Genomic DNA, 1,611 nt, shown 5'->3' with positions numbered 1-1,611 from the left:
TTCAGAAATCCTTCGGCAGCGTCCTGGCGCTGAAGGGCGTCGACGTCGAGATCCGGCCGAACGAGGTGGTCGGGCTGGTCGGTGAGAACGGCGCCGGCAAATCCACCCTGATGCGCATCCTGGCAGGGGTGCAGCACCTGCCCGTCGCGCCGCAGCTCGCCCTGGGTCGGCTGCTGCACCCCTGCCAGGATGCGCATCAGGGTGGATTTGCCGGCGCCGTTCTCACCGACCAGCCCGACCACCTCGTTCGGCCGGATCTCGACGTCGACGCCCTTCAGCGCCAGGACGCTGCCGAAGGATTTCTGAAGCCCGATCGCCTGCAGCATGGCGTCACTTCACGATGCGAAGCTGCGACCGGTCGAGCGACAGCGCGACCGCGGCAATGATCATAAGGCCCTGGGCGGCCTGCTGCAGATAGGGCGGGATGCCCAGCAGCACCATGCCGTTGGCCAGCACCGACACGATCAGGATGCCGACCAGGGCGTTCAGCACGCCGCCCTGCCCGCCCATCAGCGAGGTGCCGCCGACCACCACCGCGGTGACCGTGGTGAACAGCCGGCCGGTGCCGATCTCGGCATTGGCCTGGCCCAGCTGCGCCGTCGCCAGCACGCTGGCCAGCCCGTAGAAGCTGCCGGCCAGGGCGAAGGCGATGATCTTGGTGCGCCGGATCGGCACGCCGGACAGCGCCGCCAGATCCTCGCCGCCGCCGATGGCATAGACGTGGCGGCCGAAGCGGGTGTGGTTCTGGATCACCCAGGCCACGAACAGGGCGCCCAGCGCGATCCAGACCGACAGCGGCATCCCGGCCAGGCGGGTCAGCGCCAGCGCCCGGATGGTCGGGTCGGTGATCCGCACCGTGCTGCCGCCGAGCAGGATGGTGGCGGCGCCGAGACCGATGAACCAGCTGCCGATCGTGACCATGAAGGACGGAATCTTCAGCCCGACATGGAGCACGCCGTTGAGCAGCCCCATGGCGGTGCCGGTGGCGATGGCGAAGAGCACCGCGACCAGCCCGAGATCCGCGCCGCCGCCGGAATCATTGGCGACCAGCAGCGCCAGGACGATCGACGCCACCGCCAGCACCCCTTCGATCGAGAGGTCGATGCTGCCGAGCAGGATGATGAAGGTGGCGCCCAGCGTCAGCACCAGCGGGATCGAGGCGGCGGTCGCCACCCGGACGAAGTTGCCGGTGCTGAGGAAGTTGGGGTTGGCCACGCCGATCAGCAGGCACAGCACGACCAGGACGATCAGCGGCGCCGCCAGCCGCAGCCGCCGCTGCAGCCGGGGGCGGCGGACGATCGCCCGCGACGGCCCGGTGGGGGCCGCCGCCGACGCGATGGGGGACTGCACGGTCACGACGAATCCGTCAGCCCGGCCGGACTTGGCCGGTCACCCGGCCCCAGAGGTCGGTGTAGTCGATCACCGGTTCGGCCGCGATGTTGGTCTTGATGAACTCGTCGACATTGTCCTTCGTCACGACGATCGCCTTGCCGTAGAATTCACGGTGCTCCGGCGGCTCCTTGGCCGGGTCGAACTTGCCGAGCGAGGCTTGGTACGGGATCGCCAGGCCCATGCTGCCCTGCCAGTAGGGATCGGACGACACCGTCGCAG

2 protein-coding genes and 1 pseudogene are annotated in these 1,611 nt (G+C 69.3%); all 3 read right to left on the bottom strand.

All coding sequences use genetic code 11. The features are described 5' to 3' along the window. Positions 1 to 170: 170 nt before the first annotated feature. Positions 171 to 326 (bottom strand): annotated as a pseudogene (locus AC3XYG_RS14800) (ATP-binding cassette domain-containing protein); the annotation flags it as partial. Positions 327 to 330: 4 nt separating this feature from the next. After that, on the bottom strand, positions 331 to 1,356 hold the full coding sequence (locus AC3XYG_RS14795) for an ABC transporter permease (protein ID WP_489140605.1): 1,026 nt from the start codon (positions 1,354 to 1,356) through the stop codon (positions 331 to 333). Between the two features lie 10 nt (positions 1,357 to 1,366). Beyond that, a partial coding sequence (locus AC3XYG_RS14790; protein WP_489140604.1) for a hypothetical protein occupies positions 1,367 to 1,611 on the bottom strand: 245 nt, incomplete at its 5' end.

Source organism: Inquilinus sp. (assembly GCF_057815775.1).
Note: the sequence above shows the minus strand (reverse complement) of the source record. Positions and strands in the feature narration are given on the sequence as shown.